This is a genomic window from Pseudoalteromonas sp. 3D05 (assembly GCF_002723455.1).
GTDB lineage: Bacteria > Pseudomonadota > Gammaproteobacteria > Enterobacterales > Alteromonadaceae > Pseudoalteromonas.
Window position 1 is genome coordinate 168,542 of the sequence record NZ_PDUS01000006.1, and the last position, 18,922, is coordinate 187,463.

The window sequence follows — 18,922 nt, forward strand, 5'->3', positions numbered from 1 at the left end:
AAAAAATAGGATCAAAATTAGGGAAAGATTTTAATAGCGGTGCGCTTTAAAGGCACCACTATTTATACAGATTAAATTACAAACAACTATTACCAAGGCAAGGTCTCACCATTTGAATGCCAAAACCCGCCGGTACTTTCTAGGTTGAGTTCATCAATACGTTGAGTTAAGCGTTCCGCAGCTTGCTCTGGTGAAATATCACCAGCAAAATTAACCATTTGAGTTTGAACAAAGCCGGGGTGAAAAAGCCCTACCGCTATATTTTTACCTTTTAGCTCGTGAGCTAAACTTACAGATGCTGCATTAAGTGCGGCTTTAGACATCCGATATCCAATGTATCCACCTGAGCCATTATCTGCTATTGACCCCATACGACTGGTGATCATTGCCACTTTCGCATCAACACCTAAGCTGTGAAGTAGTGCATGAGTAACCCTAATTGGGGCAACTGCATTAATTGTTAGTTGTTGATTGATAGCAGCAAAGTCCATATCTGCCATGCTTTCATTTGAAAACACGCCCGCATTATTGATTAATAGATCAACTTTATGTCCATGCAACTGATTTTGTAGCGCTACAATGTCGCCCTCATTTGCCACATCAATATTACTAATAATAGTAACATCGAGCGCTTTTAACGCATCACTTGGTTGGCGAACGATTGCAGTAACCTGATAGCCTTTTGCTAAGTATTGTTGGCATAAACTTAGGCCTATACCTCTATTTGCGCCTGTAATAACTACATGCTTAGTCATAAATTAGCTCCAATAAAAATGATAACAATGTACTTGGGGCAAATAAAAATAAAAAAAGCGCCTCAGCGCTTATTTTGGTAATTTATAAAACACTATGCTCAAACTAACCGCATTTAACATCATCCATTGCGGAGGTCATAATTGAAAACACTGCCCCTTGCGGGTCTGTGATCACACTAAAGCGCCCTACTTCTGGTATATCTGTGGGAGGTACACACACTTCACCACCTAATTGCTGGGCTTTTGCTGCTGCCTCATCACAATTGCTTACTGCAAAATAAATCATCCAATGAGCTGGAATGTCAGCTGGCCACTCTTCGGTCATTTCAATCATGCCGGCCACAGGCTTACCAGCGACATTAAACAGAGTATAGTTCATGCCTTCCATGGGCTTTATTTCACTTTCCCACCCTAAAAGTTGGCAATAAAATTCACGGCTTTTTTCACTGTCTCTACTGGCTAGCTCGTGCCAATATGGTGTATTTAGCTCCCCCAAGCGCTGGCACCCAACATGCTGGTTACCTTGCCATAAAGCAAACATGGCGCCACCGGGTTCATTTATAAGCACCATTCGGCCGGCATCCATAACATCATGAGGACCTGCAACTATTTCAGCACCTAACTGCTGCGCTTTGGCTGCCAAGGTATCAATATCATCAACAGCAATATAAGTAAGCCAATGACTTGGCACATTCGCGGCTTTTTGCTCTTCTGGCATCTGGTACATAGCGGCAATATCATCGCCTTGCTTTTGTAGCATGGTGTAATATAAGTCATCACCTATAGGTTGGTCATCATAGCCCCACTCGAATAGCCCAGTGTAAAATGCTTTACCTTTAGCCCAGTTGTGCGTACATAATTCTGACCAACAAAACACCCCGTGAGGATGGTTTACTTTTTGTGTGCTCATGGCTTTCTCATTATTTGATGTTGATACACTAAAGTTAAAATAGGAAGCTTTATTTTACCAGTTTTAAACGTAAACTAATTACCCCGAAAAAACCCATACGCATATTAGTGGTGATGATGATTGCTTTTTAAAGTCTTCCCATTTGTATCGTAAAAACCAGTCGCGCCATGCTCAACAAAGCCTAGGTTAATCATTTTGGCTAAAAACGGGTCACTTTCGTTGTCGCCAATATCCGCATAGTCTGTGGTTTGGTACTTATCCCAACGAGCAAACTGCTCAAGTACTTTTTGTTTGTTAAAGCTCACTGATTGTAATGATATTTTGCGGCTGTAGTTAGCCTTTTGAATCTGCATTGATTCGACTAATTGCTGATTACTTAACCAAACAACCTCAATAACAGTATCTGCTTTTTTCAAACGGTAATATTGCTTTGTGTCACACCCATCGCCCTGCTCACTTTGCAGTTGCATCTTTGCCAGTAGCTGATCACTGATTAATTGATACTTACTGCTAAAATCTAACTGACCCTTTACTTCAGAGGGATGATATTCAATTCCTCGTTTTGCCTGAGTAAAGTAGCGAATAGGACGAATTTGCTGATTCCTCAACTGCTGCCACAACTCAACCAGCTGTTCACTTTGTTGCGCAACTTGACGCGGAGTACGCCATAATGTGAATAATTGCTCCTTTGCAGACAATTTGTGGCTAGTTTGCTCGCTTACTTTGTAATTAGCTTGCACATATTGATTATCGGTTTTGCACTCAACAGCACTGGCAAATGGGCTTAACAAAAGCATAGATAAAATAAGTAGTTTCATGGCATGTAATTTCTTTGATTAGAGTAGGTATTACTGTATCGCGTTGATTTGGCATATTTATGACAAGAGCAACTCAGGTGAGTTGCTCTTTAATTGCAAATTAACTGACCAATTACTTGGCTAGTTTTGCATCTGCATTTTTAACAAGGTCACCAGCATAATCCATTACATGGAACAGGAAGCTTTGTTCGTTTGTGCCTGTTACCAGGTGTGCGCCTGGGCCTATTGCATAAACACCAACATCTTCACCTGCATGTGTCTCTGAACCAAGTGGTACCGTTGCTTCTTGGTGAAAACCAGGGCTCATTGTGTCGACTGATGTTAAATCAAAACGACCCACTGCTGGTCCCTCAAGGTAGGATGCATCTGCATTCGTTTCGTCCCCTAAGTCTCTGTAACCTAAACCATTAGTGTAACCAACCGTGGTATATGGCATGCCGTCTGCAGCCATGCTTGGCTCAGTTTTACCAACCGCTACCACTTTTCCTAATATTGGGTTACCTCGTTTTGGGTAGCCTGCAATTGTGAATACATGGCTGTGGTCGGCCGTTACAATGATCAAGGTGTCTTCAATACTGGTTTTATCCATAGCAACTTGAACAGCCTTTGATAGTTCAATGGTGTCATTTAACGCATTGTAAGCATTGCCTGCATGATGAGCATGGTCAATTCGTCCTGATTCAACCGTAAGGAAAAAACCCTTGTCGTTATTATCAAGTACATCAATCGCTTTAGACGTCATTTCTGATAATGATGGTTCACCAGCGATATCATTCGCACGGTCTGCTTCATACTGCATATGCGATTCATTGAACAAACCAAATACTTGCGAAACACTTTCTGTATCAAGATTATTGAACCCAGCTTGGTCCATAACATATTGACCTTCAGGGTATTTAGCCTGCCACTCGGCTGTTAAATCACGCTCATCTGTGCGATCCCCTTCAACAGCACTCATTGCATCTGAAGAGTTGAAAGCGGCATCTTTTGGTAAAAAGTGACGACGACCGCCCCCCATTACTACTTCAAGGCCATCTACATCAACACCTGCAAAGCGTGCTTCTAAGTTAGCTTCAAAGTTAACAAGCTGAGAGGCAATATCTTCACACCCACCTGTTACGGCATCTTCAGGCATGTCGGATACATCTTCCCAGTTACGGTCTGCAGATTTTGCATATGTCGCAGCAGGTGTTGCATGAGTGATGCGAGCCGTCGATACAATACCAGTTGCTAAACCATTAATTTCAGCAAGTTCAGTCGCGGTGACAAGCTCATTACCAGCAACCGTTGAGCAGTCGCCGCGCTCGATGTCTTCATCAACACCAATTACGCCTACGTCGGTTTTAACACCCGACGCCATTGCTGTCATTGTGCCTGCTGAATCCGGTGTTTGAGCATCTACATTGTACGTTTTAGAAAAGCCAGAGAACGGCATGGTGTCAAAGCTTAATAGGTGCTCTTCACCCATTTTACCTTCAAGCTGACCTGCAAGAATACGTGCTGCTGTCACGGTTGATACACCCATGCCATCGCCCACAAATAAAATAATATTTTTTGCTTTGCCTGATTCTTTTACTATTTTTTCAATATTGTCTTGGCTTGTTGCCATTTTCACTTTTGCATCTTTAAACCATTGGTTAGTCGATAAATTTACTAACTGCTGAGGTGTTAAAGAACTTGCTGGATCATTACATGTAACTGTAGTTGTTAATACCTCATCGGCATCTAGCTCACCGTTACGGTTCGTATCTTCACCTTCAAGCTTTTCAGTGCCGCCATTGACGCACTGCTCAGACCCTACTGGCAAAGTGTTATTTACAATTAGAGATTTATAATCTTTATCGTCATCTGAGCAGCCAGTTAATGCGACTACAACAGCTAAAGATAGTAGGTTTAATTTTTTCATGTTAGCCGCCATTATTGTTTAATTAATTCGAGTGCTTGATTAACTAAGTGAAACACTACATTTTGCTCTACTACACCTTGCGCAAGTTGTGCACCCGGTCCTTTGGCATGAAGTGTAATGTCTTCACCAGCATGTGTTTCAGAGCCAAGAGGTACTGTTGCCTCTTGGTGAAAGCCGGCACTTGTGGTATCAATAGTGGTTAAATCATGACGGCCTACATTAGGGCCTTCAAGATAAGCAGCATCTGCGTTTGTTTCATCACCTAAATCTCTATAGCCTAGGCCATTTGCATAACCTACCGTTGTATAAGGCATGCCATCTGCTGCAAGCGTAGGATCTTCTTTACCTACCGCCACAACTTTACCTAAAATTGGGTTACCCCGTTTTGGATAACCTGCAATCGTAAATACATGGCTGTGGTCGGCTGTTACTAAGATGAGTGTTTCTTCAGGGTTGGTATTATCAACCGCAGCTTGTACAGCCTTAGCAAACTCAATAGTATCGTTTAACGCGTTATAGGCATTTCCGGCATGGTGAGCATGGTCAATACGACCTGACTCCACCGTCAAAAAGAAGCCTTTTTCATTATTACCTAGGATATCAATGGCTTTTGCTGTCATTTCAGATAACGAAGGCTCACCTGCGATATCATTCTCACGATCTGCCTCATACTGCATATGTGATTCATTAAACAACGCCAATACTTGCTTTGTATCCGCAGAGATAGCCTCAAAACCTGCTTTATCCATTACATATTGGCCATCAGGATAGCTTGCTTGCCATTCAGCTGTTAAGTCACGTTCATCTGTTCTATCGCCTTCTACTTCGCTCATTGCATCATCTGAGTTAAAAGCAGCATCTTTTGGTAAAAAGTGACGACGTCCGCCACCCATTACAACATCTATACCATCAACATCAGTACCTAGAAATCTTGCCTCTAAGTTTTTTTCAAAATTCACTAACTGCGATGCAATATCTTCACAACCATCGGTCACTGCATCTTCTGGCATATCAGATACATCTTCCCAGTTACGATCTGCTGATTTGGCATAAGTCGCTGCTGGTGTCGCATGAGTAATGCGCGCGGTTGATACCACACCCGTTGCCAAGCCTTTAATTTCAGCCAACTCTGTAGTGGTAATTAATTCATTACCAAACACGGTAGAGCAATCGCCTCGTTGAATGCTTTCATTAACACCAATCACACCCACATCGGTTTTCACACCAGAGGCCATTGCAGTCATTGTGCCTGCAGAGTCTGGTGTTTGCGCATCCACATTGTATGTTTTTACTTGAGCTGAATAAGGAAATGCTTCAAAACTAAGCAACCCTTCTTCACCCAGTTGACCTTCACGTTGACCAGCTAATATACGTGCTGCAGTTAACGTGGATACACCCATGCCATCACCCACAAACAAGATCACATTTTTAGCTTTAGTTTGTTGTTCTTCTTGAGCTTGGTTTTGCTTAGTAGCAAGTGTAGTTTGAGCACTTTCGTACCACTGGCTTTGTGTTTGGCTTTGCGGTAAAACACCTGCATTTGCTACTGCAGATATCGCCAATGTAAACCCAATTGCGGTCGCAATTTTATTGATTTTCATTCTAAATTCCGTCTCTATGTTTTTGATATAGAATCGTTAGCCCCAAGGGGGATGAGTTAAAGTACGGGAGAGATATTAGTGAAGATTTATGAAGCTAACGGTGATTATCAATGACAATGAGGTTAAGAAAAAAAGTAATATTTATTAAAATCAATAATTTAGATATGATATACCATAACAAAACGTAATGATGTCATTTCTTCAATGAGTACCGACAAGGTCTTGTTAAATAAAAGAGATAGAGTTAAATCTAGTTACATCGGTAAGCGAGCGCGAGCGATAACACTATCAGGCATTTTTTTCGCTAGTTGGCTTAGTGCACGTTCTATTTTTTTATGGGTTGCCTTGTCAGCAACCATGGCATGAAATAACCATCTATAGGCATCTTCATAATCACGTGGGCTGCCAAAACCATCGTTAAATAGTTTAACTAACCTTAATTGGGCTTTTAAATTACCTTGCGCTGAGGCTTCACGTAGGTAAGTGACTGCCATAGCTTTATCTTTTTGCACTAGTTGGCCAACGTCATAATAGCGGCCAAGTTGTTCCAATGCCGCTGCCAAACCTTGATTTGCAGCTTGGCGCATATAATAAACGCCTAGTTCAACATTGCGATCAACACACACAGCATATGCCAGCATATCGCCATATAAAAACTGATAAGACGGCAGTGCCATTTTATTGGCTCTCGCTTCAATATCTTGCACTAACTGGCAATCATCTGCCTTTACGCGAGCTAAATGGGTATTTTTATTGATCAGCGCTAACAGCTCTGTTTCAGTATACAAAGGGACAGCCGTTAAAGGCTCATCTGCTTTGGCGTAACTAACAGGCAGCATTGATAACAACACTAATGATAAACAAGATAACAAACGCATTTAGGCCACTTTAATTTTAAAACCATCTTAATAAAGTTTATACAAAGATCGTTCCATATTGAAATAAAGACACAAAAAAAGCTGCACTAGGCAGCTTTTTTAGTACTAATAGTATTTATGCAAACGGGCTGCGTAATACCATAGTTTCTACACGATCTGGGCCAGTAGAAATAATATCAACAGGTACGCCTGTGATTTCTTCAATACGCTTGATGTAATCAAGCGCTGCTTGTGGTAACTGATCAACAGACGTCGCGCCGACTGTGTTTTCAGACCAACCTGGCATTTCTTCGTATACTGGCGTTACTTTCTCGTAACCTTCAGCAGCAAGTGGCGTTACGTTAGTAACTGTGCCATCTTCAAGTTTGTAACCAGTACAGATTTTTAACGTTTCTAAACCATCAAGTACGTCTAGTTTAGTTAAGCAGAAACCTGAGATTGAGTTAATTTGTACCGCGCGGCGCATTGCCACTGCATCTAACCAACCTGTGCGACGAAGGCGACCCGTTGTTGCCCCAAACTCATGGCCAACTGTACCTAAGTGCTTACCGATTTCGTCTTGTTTTTCAACACCATCGTAAAGCTCTGTAGGGAAAGGACCAGAACCTACACGCGTTGTGTATGCTTTGATAATACCTAACACGTAATCAAGGTTTAATGGACCAAAACCAGCACCCGTTGCAACACCACCGGCAGTCGTATTAGACGATGTTACGTATGGGTAAGTACCATGATCGATATCAAGTAACGTGCCTTGAGCACCTTCAAACAAGATATTTTCGCCAGCAAGACGAGTTTGATCTAGTAATTCAGTAACATCAACAACCATTGCTTTAAGGATATCAGCAACAGCCATTGCATCATCAAAAGTCTGTTGGAAATCAACTGCATCTACTTTGTAGTAGTTCACTAGTGTGAAGTTATGGTATTCCAATACTTCTTTAAGTTTTGCAGCAAATAATTCAGGGTTGAATAAATCACCGATGCGTAAACCACGACGAGCTACTTTATCTTCGTAAGCTGGACCAATACCACGACCTGTAGTACCGATAGCTTTATTACCACGTGCTTTTTCACGGGCTACATCTAATGCGATGTGGAAAGGCAAAATTAGCGGACATGCTTCACTGATCAATAAACGTTCACGTACTGGTACGCCACGTTCTTCAAGCATGCCAATCTCTTTCATTAGCGCTTCTGGTGAAACTACAACACCATTACCAATCACACACTTAACATTGTCACGTAATACACCCGATGGAATAAGGTGTAAAACTGTCTTTTCACCGTCGATTACTAAAGTATGCCCTGCATTGTGGCCACCTTGGTAACGAACTACTAAAGATGCTTTGTCTGTAAGGAGGTCAACTACCTTACCCTTACCTTCGTCACCCCATTGGGTGCCTAATACAACAACGTTTTTGCCCATTGTAAATTCACTTAGAAAAAATTAGGACGAGATTTTACCAGAAAATGAGGGCAAAGATCACCCCGTTTAGGTTATTTTTTCTGCGAGAGGCGAAAGCAATACCTACAATAAAAATTAACTGGTTGAATAACATTAAGTTATTCATAAAAATTCGTTTTACTAAAAGAAAAACCCTGCATACACAGGGTTTGGATTTGGTCTAGTTATGAAGGAAAAAATTACTGCGCTGTAGCGCCCTTCATGTATTTAAAGAAATCGCTATCCGGTGATAATACCATCACATCTTGCTTATCTTTAAACGTTTGCTTATAGGCTTCTAATGAACGAACGAAGCTAAAGAATTCAGCATCTTTGTTATAAGCATTTGCGTAAATAGCCGCTGCTTGCGCATCACCAGCACCACGTACTGCACGCGCATTTCGCTCTGCATCAGCAAGCATTACTGTTACACGACGATCAACTTCTGCACGAATTGTTTCTGCTTTTTCCTGACCTTCAGAGCGATGCTCTTTTGCCACAGCAGTACGCTCAGCACGCATACGTTGGAAAATCGAGCTACTTACTTCTTGTGGTAAGTTGATTTGCTTAACACGCACATCAAGCACTTCAATACCCAGCTCTTTTGCGCTTTCAGAGGCTTGCACTAATGCTTCTTCCATCAACTCACTACGCTCACCAGATACAATTTCACGAATTGTACGTGAACCAAAGTTAGTACGTAGGCCGTTATTTACTTTTTGCTTAAGTAGTGTTTCAGCATATTGCTTATCACCACGTGCACGTAAGTAAAAAGCGCTAAAGTCGTTTACTCGCCATTTTACAAACGAATCAACGATTAAGTCTTTTTTCTCACTGGTTACAAAACGGTCAGGTGCACCATCTAGCGTCTGAATACGCGCATCCATACGGCGTACTTGACTGAAAAAAGGTACCTTGAACTGTAAGCCAGGGCTGTAGACAATGGCTTTATCGTCACTGTCTTTTTGTACTTTACTAAATAGCATCACAATTGCTTTTTGCCCTTCAGGTACGACAAATACCGACGAAAATGACAAAACAACGGCAGCTAATAATAGAACTAAACTAAAGTTTTTCATTACGCTTATCTCCCGTCGTTAAAGCGATCTGCGCTAAAGCGGTCTGAACCTGAGTTCACGGTGCTATTGCGTGATGTATTTATTTTATTACGTAAATCATTTATATCACTAGAACTCGGTAACGCTACACGAGTAGCTGTGCCTTGTTTTTCCATGATTTTATCAAGCGGTAAATACATCATGTTATTACCACCTTTCACGTCGACTAACACCTTAGAGCTATTGCCTAGCACTTCTTGCATAGTATCAATGTATAAACGTTCACGTGTTACTCTTTTAGCAGCTTGATACTCTGGTAATAGCTTCTCAAAACGAGCAACTTCACCTTGTGCTTCTAAAATGATACGTTCGCCATACCCTTCTGCTTCTTGGGTCATACGCGTAACTTGACCACGTGCACGCGGTTCAATTTCACGAGCATAAGCTTCAGCTTCACGAATAAAACGCTGCTCATCTTCTTGTGCTGCAATAGCATCATCGAAAGCGTCTTTTACTTCAGCAGGTGGGCGTGAATCTTTAAAGTTCACATCGGTAACGATTAAACCTAAGTTGTAAGGTTCAATGATTTGATTAAGTTCATCCCACGTTTGTTGACGCACAATTTCACGGCCATTTGTTAAAACTTGATCCATTTTAGAATGACCAACAACATAACGTAGCGCGCTTTCTAGTGCCTCTTCTAAGCTAGAGTCAGCATTTGTGACACTGAACTTGTAAAGGTAAGGGTCAATAACACGGTACTGAACTTGAAACTCAACGCTTACTACGTTTTCGTCTTCAGTTAGCATGAAACCTGATGTTGATAACGAACGAACAGCCTCAATGTCCACTGGTATAACCGTTTCAATAAACGTCATTTTCCAACGAAGACCTGGTTGTGCAATTCGGTCGTATTGACCAAATTGTAAAACGATACCACGCTCAGCTTCTTTAACAGTGTAAATACCACTCAATGCCCATACAATTGCAGCAATAATAAGCACGAATGATAAACCCGCGCCACCAAGCCCGCCGCCATCTTTACCGGATTTATTACCGCCAAAAATGCCACCAAACTTATTGCTGAATTTACGGAACACCTCGTCTAAATCAGGTGGGCCTTGATCACGTCCGCCTTTTTTGTTCCACGGATCTTTGTCATTGCCATTATTACCCGGTTCATTCCAGGCCATAGCTATACTCCATTGTTATCTAAATAATTTAGGTAATTGTGTTAAATCTACCAAATATACTGCCGTTCTCATACTAAAAACGACAGCATGCAGTAAATTTTTACATCTATAAAATAAATGAATCGATTTCTGGGCCAAACTCTTTCTTTAATTTGTTCCATTCAACCATTGGCATACGCGTGGTCAACAACCACTGCCCGTGTTCATCAAAATCTTCTTCATGCACAGCGTTTAAACTAAACAATGAAGCGCGCAAGCGCCCATATTGCGGTGCAAGTTTGAGTGTATGCGCGAACATTTTCTTAGCAAGCAGTTCGCTTATCGCCTCTGAAAGCAACTCACAACCAAGACCACTTTGTGCAGACAACCATACTCTTATAGGCATGCCTTCGTCGTCACGATCAATTCGTGGAGCAACATCTTCCAGTGCATCAATTTTATTATAAACGAGTAATTGCGGCACTTCATCTGCCTCAATTTCTTTTAAAACCGATTGTACCTGCTCTATATTTTCTTTGCGACGTGCATCAGCCACATCCACAACATGCAACTGTAAGTCAGCTTCACGGGTTTCCGTCAGCGTCGCTTTGAAAGCAGCAACTAAGTCATGAGGTAGATGACGAATAAAACCAACCGTATCGGCAAGAATGACTGAACCGACATCGCCTATTTCAAGTTTACGTAATGTTGGGTCTAGGGTTGCAAACAGCTGATCCGCTGCATAAACATCTGAGTTGGTAATGCGATTGAATAAAGTAGATTTACCCGCATTAGTATAACCAACTAAAGAGACGGTTGGAATTTCATTACGGTTTCTCGCTCTGCGTCCTTGCTCACGTTGTACTGCTACTTTATCTAAGCGTGCACGGATACTTTGAATACGCGCGCGTAATAAACGTCTATCGGTTTCGAGCTGTGTCTCACCTGGCCCACGTAGACCAATACCGCCTTTTTGGCGCTCAAGGTGGGTCCAGCCTCGTATTAAACGAGTCGACATGTGACGCAACTGTGCTAACTCAACTTGCAACTTACCTTCATGGGTACGCGCTCGCTGAGCAAAGATATCAAGTATCAGGGTCGTTCTATCAAGCACTCGACATTGACAAACAAGCTCTAAATTACGCTCTTGAGAGGGTCTGAGTTGATGATTGAATATGACGACATCTGCATTGTGGATTTTGACAATCTCAGCAATTTCTTCTGCTTTACCGCTACCGACGAATAGTTTCGGATGTGGTGATTGACGGCTGCCTTGCACAACCGCCAAACTGCTAACACCAGCAGAAGATACTAACATTTCCAGTTCATGAAGATCTTCGCGATCTCCTTCTTGAGGAAAGTCAATATGAACTAAGACTGCCTGTTCGCCGGCTTTATAACGGTCAAACAAGCATTACGCTCCTAATTTAAAAATTTCCAGGTTCTGGCTGCTCATCACCTTCTTCACTTCCTTGAACACCTTGGAAGTTTACTGCGCGAGCAGGGACTACTGTTGAAATGGCGTGTTTATACACCATTTGATTTACTGTGTTTTCAAGTAAAATTACAAATTGGTCAAACGACTGAATCTTACCTTGTAGCTTGATGCCATTAACCAAAAAGATTGATACTGGAATACGCTCACGACGTAGCGCATTCAAAAATGGGTCTTGTAACGATTGGCCTTTTGCCATGTTATTATCCTTCGTTCTAGGTGTTATTATAATTAAGTGGCTGAACTCATTTAACAAAGCTAAAAAATATTCAACTACTACTAGCTTAGCGAACTTACAACACGTTGCAAGTTTTCTTCATCACCGGTCGTTAACCAAGTTACCTCGGGCCAGCTTCTCAACCAGGTCAACTGACGTTTAGCAAGTTGTCGAGTGGCTGCAATACCGCGAAACACCATGTCATCATAGTCTGTCTCGCCAGCAATGTAATCCCACATTTGTCTATACCCTACACAACGAATAGAGGGTAAGTTTGGGTGCAAATCATTACGTTGATATAGGGACGAAACTTCTTTTTCAAACCCCTCATCAAGCATTATTTTAAACCTTTGTTCTATACGCTCATGTAAATCAGCGCGATCATCAGGCGCAATAGCAAATTGATGAAACGTATAAGGTAACTTTGGCTGCTTTTGTTTTTGCAGCTGAGTCATTGTTTTACCTGTTAAACGATAAACCTCTAACGCACGATTAATACGCTGAGAATCGTTTTCACTCATTTTTTCTGCCGCTTGCGGGTCTACCGCAACCAGCTCCTTATAAAGCGCAGGCCAGCCATGCTGTTGTGCTTGTGCTTCAAGTTCAGCTCTAATAACAGGGCATGCCTCTGGCAACGGCGACAAACCATCAATGAGTGCTTTAAAATACATCATTGTCCCCCCAACCAATACAGGCACTTTACCCTGTTTATGAAATTGATCAATTTTTTCAATCGCATCACGACGAAAATCGGCCACAGAGTAACTTTGGGCAGGATCTATCATATCAATCAAATGATGTGGTGCTAGCGCTAACTCTTGCGCGTTTGGCTTAGCTGTACCGATATCCATATCTTTATACACTAAGGCTGAATCAACGCTGATTATTTCGGTTTTTAAATGCTGACAAAGCTCAATAGCGAGTGCAGTTTTGCCTGCTGCTGTTGGACCCATTAAAAATATGACCGGTAAATTACTCAACGCGTTAACCCTAATCTAGCTGTGTTAAATAGTGATGTAGGTCTATTTTAACTGCTTTTTCGCGCAAACGTTGAATTGTTTGCGGATTATTTTTCATTTGTTGTAACTCGCCTGCAAATGTTTGGCTTGAAAAATAGCGTTCAGGCACGTTGCTCTGCAGCCAATTAAGCCAATCTAATAGGTTATCGAGTTGTTTTTTACTGATTAGCAGCAATGCGTCAATGGCTTGGCTTACATCTAGTAAATACAAACTATGAGGCAGCTTTTTCACCATTACAAATTGCTTTTCAATATTGAGCTCAAATCCTAGTAAATTAAACCATGACTGTTGCTCGGTTAATACTTTTTGGTCGTCAACACTAATGTTGACGCGCACAGGGAGCAGTAATGCTTTACCTTCAAGGCTTGCTTGTTCTGTAATTTGCTGCTGCCAGTAATCAGCTAAAGCATATTTAAAATGAGAACAATAAAGTTGCTGTTGCTCAGTGAAAACACAACTACCATCTTGTTGTACTATTAATGAGGTTGTACTAATACTCTGTGCAGGCGCTAAGACTGGTGTGTGTTGTGTTGTTAAGGTGGCTACACTATCAAAATGTGCGGCATGTTGTTCACTTACCCCTTGGTAAAATGCGTTCACATCATGAAGCGACGCTTTACTTTCTCTTTGTCCTGAAGGCCCACTCGCAGCAGAGCCACCTGCACGGGATGAGCCACCCGAATAGCTAACAGGTTGACTCGGTTGCAAAGGCGTTTTTGGGTAATCAAACACGTCAGCTTGCTCAACTGACGTCGCACTTGAGAAGCGTTCACTTGGTTGCGCCTGCGCTAGTATTTGCGGTGCTACAAAGTCATCCTGCAAAGGCACAACGACTTGTTTTACGGCTTGTAGAATAAAGTCATGCACTAAGCGCCCCTGATGAAAGCGTACTTCATGTTTTGCCGGGTGCACGTTTACATCAACTTGGCGCGGATCAATATCAATATATATCACAAAGCCGGGTAACTCTTCTTGTCCTGCCACTTCTTCAAATGCTTGGCGAATAGCATGCAAAATCAGTTTATCCCGCATCATCCTATTATTTACATAGGTGTATTGCGTGGTATTGCTTGAACCCACAGGTAATACCCAACCGTGTAACTGCAAACCTGTATCACCGGACTCAATATACAAACCTTGCTCAGCAAATGCTTTACCAGCAACTTGCGCGACCCGGGTAATTGCTTGGTTAGGATCTATTTTGGCGCGATATTGGCGTACCACTTTAGCGTTATGCGTTAAGGTAATCGATACATCAAAGCGGCTTAGGGCAATCCGCTTAATGAGCTCATCAATGTGGTTAAACTCGGTCTTTTCAGTACGTAAAAACTTACGCCGTGCTGGCGTATTAAAAAATAAGTCTTTTACTTCAATCGTGGTGCCGTCAGGGTGGGCGGTCGGTTTGACTTGCACTGCCATATCGCGACCCTCAGCACAAGCTTGCCACGCTGCCTCTTGCGCTTTAGTCTTCGAACTTAGCGTCAACCGAGACACTGAACTAATTGATGCTAAAGCTTCACCACGAAAGCCCAATGAACAAATATTTTCTAAATCATCCAGGGATTTTAGTTTACTCGTAGCATGACGAGACAGCGCCAATGTAAGCTCATCTTTATTAATGCCTGAACCATTATCTCTAATTCGAATAAGTTTGTGGCCGCCACGCTCAATATCAATTTGAATACGCGTTGCACCTGCGTCTAAGCTATTTTCAACCAACTCTTTAACAACTGACGCTGGCCTTTCAACCACTTCACCTGCTGCAATTTGGTTAGCCAATCGCGCTGGTAATATTTCAATACTCATACTCATCCTAACGATTTTAGCTTTGTGGGATATCGAGCTCTTGGCCGATAAATAAAGTGTTTGATTTGAGTTTATTGGCGCGTTTTAATTTATTCACACTCACCCCATAGCGATTCGCAAGTAAGCTTAATGACTCTCCTGGACGAACTTTATGTGTGGTCGGGTGTTGCGATTTTAATGATGCAAACAACGAATCATCGGGTGGGTTTTTAAGGTAATAATTTTTCAATGAAGTAAAGATTGCTCTCGCCAGCCGCTCTTGATAGTCCGCTGTTTTCAACAAGCGCTCTTCACGTGGGTTGGAAATAAACCCAGTTTCAACCAGTATTGACGGGATATCTGGAGACTTTAATACCCCAAAGCTTGCCGCTTGCGGACGCTTTTTGTGCATTTTGGCTACTTTTTTTAGTTCATCCATCACTTCTTCAGCAACGCTAAAGCCCGTTTTCATGGAATGATCCATCGACATATCAAGCAACGCTTGTGCTAAGTATTTCTCGCTGGCGGTATTTTTTATTACACCTGCTGCACCGCCAAGAAGTTCCGAATGTTTTTCTTTATCCTCAAGCCATTTACCTATTTCAGAGTTGGCACGGCGCAATGATAAAACCCACACAGACGCACCACTTGGCTGAGGACTAGTAAATGCATCAGCATGAATTGATACAAAAAAGTCTGCTTTTTTTTCTCGCGCACGATTAGTTCGAGTGTTTAAATTAACAAAGTAATCACCTCGGCGTACCATTCTAGAAATCATACCTTTTTCGGCATCAATCATACGCTCTAAACGTTTTGCAATTTGCAATGTAATTGTTTTCTCATAGGTGCCTGATGGCCCTATGGAGCCAGGGTCTTCACCACCGTGGCCTGCATCAATAGCAATCACAATGTCGCGTTGTTTACTTAATTCACGTTTCTTAACTGCGGTATTGCTACTTTGTGCAACGGGTTTTGCCTGTTCTTTGTTGTAAAGGTCTACCACTAAACGATTTTTATATGGCCCAGTTGGAGCCAAAGCAAATAATACCGGTTTAACTGAACCGGTTAGCTCAAAAACAAAACGTACACCTTTACTATTTTTAGCTTTGGAATAACGCAGTTTACTAACAATTTGATGTTTTTTAGGAATGCTAGGCAGGTTTTTAATTTTATTAGTATGTTCTAAGTCAACCACGAGGCGTAACGGATTCTTCAGCATAAAGTAGCTAAAGTCTGGTTTGTCAGTTAAATCAAAAACAACACGAGTGCTATCAGGAGACGGCCACACACGCACACTGTTAATAGTGTTCTGTGCAAAAACCCCTTGGCTTATTGCAAATAACAAACAAGCACACACCCATTTAATGACTACTCGACCCATCTGATCCACTACACCTTTAATTATTATTTTTTAATCTCGAGTTAATTGCTCTACTACTGCTTTGCCGCGCTGGCTCACGCTGCAAACTTCAATTTCACGGGCTTCACCAACATAGCGCATTGTAATATCTAAGTCAGGAACAGGTATACACTCCCCGCCTTTCTCAGGCCATTCAACAACACAAATTGCATCATTTGAAAAATAATCACGAATACCCATATATTCTAGCTCTTCAGGGTCACCCAAGCGGTATAAATCAAAGTGGTACACATTGGCTTTTGCTAATTCATAAGGCTCGACTAATGTATAGGTTGGACTCTTAACCTTACCTTGATGGCCGAACCCTTGCACTATACCTCGTGTTAATGTGGTTTTTCCGGCGCCTAAATCACCATGTAAATAAATAACCACGCCTTGCTCAGTTAAACTTGCAAGCTTATTACCCATTGCGACCGTTGCTGCTTCATCAGCAAGTTGAAAACCAACACTCAGGGTCATTATTACCTCATGAAAAACAAATAAGTTATTACTGTATTAATCATACCAGATTATTTTTGTATCGCGAATACAGTGCCACTGTTCGTTAGAGCTAAAAAAACCGGCAAAGTTGCCGGTTTTTTAAATTATTAGTTTTATAAATGCTTATAAACCTAATTTCTTCTCAAGATAGTGGATATTGGTTCCACCATTTTGGAAGTTTTCATCTGCTAAGATTTTCTTATGCAGTGGCGTATTGGTTTTAATACCGTCAATCACTAACTCATTTAATGCATTACGTGCACGGGCAATAGCTACATCACGGTTTTCACCGTAAGTAATGAGCTTACCAATCATTGAGTCATAGTGTGGTGGTACTTTATAGTCTGCATAAATATGGCTATCCCAACGAATACCTAGGCCACCCGCAGGATGGAAACGGGTAATTTTGCCCGGCGAAGGAATAAACGTTTCAGGGTCTTCTGCATTGATACGACATTCAATAGCATGGCCACGAATAACCACGTCATCTTGTGTGAATGACAACGGCTGACCAGCAGCAATTTTTAACTGCTCTTTAATTAAGTCAACGCCACTAACCATTTCAGTTACAGGGTGTTCAACCTGAATACGGGTATTCATTTCGATGAAATAGAACTCGCCGTTTTCATATAAGAACTCAAACGTACCTGCACCGCGATAACCAATCTCGATACACGCACGTGTACAGCGTTCACCAATGAATTTACGTACTTCAGCAGTGATACCCGGCGCTGGCGCTTCTTCAACTACTTTTTGATGACGACGCTGCATTGAACAGTCACGCTCACCTAAGTGAACCGCGTTACCTTGACCATCAGCAAGTACTTGAATTTCGATATGGCGTGGGTTTTCAAGGAATTTCTCCATGTAAACCATGCTATTACCGAAGAACTGTTTTGCTTCTTGCTGAGTCAGTGCGATTGAATCTATAAGCTCTGATTCGTTACGTACAACACGCATACCACGACCACCGCCACCACCAGCTGCTTTGATGATTACCGGGTAACCGATACGCTTAGCAATTTGCATGTTGCGCTCTTTGTCATCTGATACTGGACCGTCAGAACCTGGAACACACGGCACACCCGCTTTACGCATAGCATTGATTGCCGATACTTTATCGCCCATTAGGCGAATAGTATCGCCTTTAGGACCAATAAATACAAAACCGCTTTGCTCAACTTGGTCTGCAAAATCAGCGTTTTCAGCAAGGAAACCATAACCTGGGTGAATCGCAACCGCATCGGTTACTTCTGCCGCAGCAATAATACGCGGAATGTCTAAGTAACTTTCAGTTGCTGAAGGTCTACCGATACAGATTGTTTCATCTGCTAACAATACGTGCTTAAGATCGCGATCCGCCGTTGAATGCACAGCAACCGTTTTGATCCCAAGCTCTTTGCAGGCGCGCAATATACGAAGTGCTATTTCACCTCGATTTGCAATGACTACTTTATCTAACATGAGAGTTGGCCTCTAAGGTTGCACTATTATTCAATGATGAATAAAGGTTGATCAAATTCTACTGGCTCACCATTTTCAACTAAAATAGCTTTTACTGTACCGGCTTTGTCTGACTCAATTTGGTTCATCATTTTCATTGCTTCGATGATACAAAGTGTGTCACCCACATTAACTTTAGAACCCACTTCAACATATGCAGGTGCTTCTGGTGATGCTGCTGCATAAAAAGAACCAACCATTGGTGATAATACTTGATGACCGGTTGGTGCTGCTGGCGCTGCCGCTTCAGTTGATGCTGCTGGAGCCGCAGGTGCTGGTGCCGCTGCTGGAGCTGGTGCATACTGAGGAGCATATTGTGGAGCGTAAGCTGGACCTGCGCTCATATTGTTACGGTTTATACGTACTGACTCTTCACCTTCGGTGATTTCTAATTCAGCAATACCTGATTCTTCTACTAGTTCAATTAGTTTTTTGATCTTGCGAATATCCATGAACG

General features: G+C 42.0%; 17 protein-coding genes. All 17 read right to left on the reverse strand.

The window, feature by feature from the left end:
• Positions 1 to 89: 89 nt before the first annotated feature.
• The 17 genes from CSC79_RS08600 to accB all read right to left on the reverse strand — a co-directional run bounded on the left by CSC79_RS08600 (position 90) and on the right by accB (position 18,917).
• The gene (locus CSC79_RS08600; protein WP_099295415.1) at positions 90 to 755 is read right to left on the reverse strand and encodes an SDR family oxidoreductase; all 666 of its coding nucleotides are present in this window, start codon (positions 753 to 755) and stop codon (positions 90 to 92) included.
• Positions 756 to 858: 103 nt separating this feature from the next.
• Positions 859 to 1,665, reverse strand: a complete 807-nt coding sequence (locus CSC79_RS08605) for a VOC family protein (RefSeq protein ID WP_099295416.1) — start codon at positions 1,663 to 1,665, stop codon at positions 859 to 861.
• 104 nt (positions 1,666 to 1,769) lie between these two features.
• Positions 1,770 to 2,483: a hypothetical protein gene (locus CSC79_RS08610; protein ID WP_099295417.1), complete on the reverse strand. Its 714-nt coding sequence runs from the start codon at positions 2,481 to 2,483 to the stop codon at positions 1,770 to 1,772.
• A 112-nt stretch (positions 2,484 to 2,595) separates the two neighbouring features.
• Positions 2,596 to 4,389, reverse strand: coding sequence for an alkaline phosphatase (locus tag CSC79_RS08615; RefSeq protein ID WP_099295418.1), 1,794 nt, complete (start codon positions 4,387 to 4,389; stop codon positions 2,596 to 2,598).
• Positions 4,390 to 4,400: 11 nt separating this feature from the next.
• A complete protein-coding gene (locus tag CSC79_RS08620; RefSeq protein ID WP_099295419.1) occupies positions 4,401 to 5,990 on the reverse strand; it encodes an alkaline phosphatase in 1,590 nt (529 codons plus the stop codon).
• A gap of 254 nt (positions 5,991 to 6,244) precedes the next feature.
• Positions 6,245 to 6,868, reverse strand: a complete 624-nt coding sequence (locus CSC79_RS08625) for a tetratricopeptide repeat protein (RefSeq protein WP_099295420.1) — start codon at positions 6,866 to 6,868, stop codon at positions 6,245 to 6,247.
• 115 nt (positions 6,869 to 6,983) lie between these two features.
• The gene (locus tag CSC79_RS08630; protein WP_099295421.1) at positions 6,984 to 8,297 is read right to left on the reverse strand and encodes an adenylosuccinate synthase; all 1,314 of its coding nucleotides are present in this window, start codon (positions 8,295 to 8,297) and stop codon (positions 6,984 to 6,986) included.
• Positions 8,298 to 8,515: 218 nt separating this feature from the next.
• Entirely contained in the window at positions 8,516 to 9,394 is an 879-nt protein-coding gene (gene hflC / locus CSC79_RS08635) for a protease modulator HflC (RefSeq protein WP_099295422.1), read from the reverse strand.
• 5 nt (positions 9,395 to 9,399) lie between these two features.
• A complete protein-coding gene (gene hflK / locus CSC79_RS08640) occupies positions 9,400 to 10,566 on the reverse strand; it encodes an FtsH protease activity modulator HflK (protein WP_099295423.1) in 1,167 nt (388 codons plus the stop codon).
• A gap of 106 nt (positions 10,567 to 10,672) precedes the next feature.
• A complete protein-coding gene (gene hflX / locus CSC79_RS08645) occupies positions 10,673 to 11,956 on the reverse strand; it encodes a ribosome rescue GTPase HflX (protein ID WP_058560838.1) in 1,284 nt (427 codons plus the stop codon).
• A gap of 16 nt (positions 11,957 to 11,972) precedes the next feature.
• Positions 11,973 to 12,239, reverse strand: coding sequence for an RNA chaperone Hfq (hfq, locus tag CSC79_RS08650; RefSeq protein ID WP_058560837.1), 267 nt, complete (start codon positions 12,237 to 12,239; stop codon positions 11,973 to 11,975).
• 80 nt (positions 12,240 to 12,319) lie between these two features.
• A complete protein-coding gene (gene miaA / locus CSC79_RS08655) occupies positions 12,320 to 13,237 on the reverse strand; it encodes a tRNA (adenosine(37)-N6)-dimethylallyltransferase MiaA (RefSeq protein ID WP_099295424.1) in 918 nt (305 codons plus the stop codon).
• Positions 13,238 to 13,247: 10 nt separating this feature from the next.
• On the reverse strand, positions 13,248 to 15,083 hold the full coding sequence (mutL, locus tag CSC79_RS08660) for a DNA mismatch repair endonuclease MutL (RefSeq protein ID WP_099295425.1): 1,836 nt from the start codon (positions 15,081 to 15,083) through the stop codon (positions 13,248 to 13,250).
• Between the two features lie 16 nt (positions 15,084 to 15,099).
• Positions 15,100 to 16,443, reverse strand: a complete 1,344-nt coding sequence (locus tag CSC79_RS08665; protein WP_099295426.1) for an N-acetylmuramoyl-L-alanine amidase — start codon at positions 16,441 to 16,443, stop codon at positions 15,100 to 15,102.
• 30 nt (positions 16,444 to 16,473) lie between these two features.
• A complete protein-coding gene (gene tsaE, locus CSC79_RS08670; protein ID WP_099295427.1) occupies positions 16,474 to 16,941 on the reverse strand; it encodes a tRNA (adenosine(37)-N6)-threonylcarbamoyltransferase complex ATPase subunit type 1 TsaE in 468 nt (155 codons plus the stop codon).
• A gap of 144 nt (positions 16,942 to 17,085) precedes the next feature.
• Positions 17,086 to 18,426, reverse strand: coding sequence for an acetyl-CoA carboxylase biotin carboxylase subunit (accC, locus tag CSC79_RS08675; RefSeq protein ID WP_099295428.1), 1,341 nt, complete (start codon positions 18,424 to 18,426; stop codon positions 17,086 to 17,088).
• 26 nt (positions 18,427 to 18,452) lie between these two features.
• Complete coding sequence (gene accB, locus CSC79_RS08680) at positions 18,453 to 18,917, reverse strand: acetyl-CoA carboxylase biotin carboxyl carrier protein (RefSeq protein WP_099295429.1); 465 nt, start codon at positions 18,915 to 18,917, stop codon at positions 18,453 to 18,455.
• Positions 18,918 to 18,922: the final 5 nt, after the last annotated feature.